Source organism: Pseudomonas baetica, assembly GCF_019733355.1.
Taxonomy (GTDB): Bacteria; Pseudomonadota; Gammaproteobacteria; order Pseudomonadales; family Pseudomonadaceae; genus Aquipseudomonas; species Aquipseudomonas baetica_A.
In genome coordinates, this window is the sequence record NZ_JAIHLQ010000193.1 from 1 (window position 1) to 254 (window position 254).

1 protein-coding gene is annotated in these 254 nt (G+C 57.5%); it reads left to right on the forward strand.

From position 1 onward, the window contains the following. A partial coding sequence (locus tag K5E40_RS34710; RefSeq protein WP_221734462.1) for an alcohol dehydrogenase catalytic domain-containing protein occupies positions 1 to 254 on the forward strand: 254 nt, incomplete at both ends.

Consider the following 254-nt stretch of genomic DNA (forward strand, 5'->3'; position numbering starts at 1 on the left):
AGAGGTAGGTGAGGGCGTCACCAGTGTGAAACCGGGTGATCACGTTATCCCGCTCTACACCGCTGAATGTGGCGAGTGCCTGTTCTGCAAGTCGGGCAAGACCAACCTGTGTGTGTCTGTACGTGCAACCCAGGGCAAGGGTCTGATGCCTGATGGCACCACCCGCTTCTCGTACAACGGTCAGCCGCTGTTCCACTACATGGGCTGCTCGACTTTCAGCGAATACACCGTTGTTGCTGAAGTGTCGCTGGCCA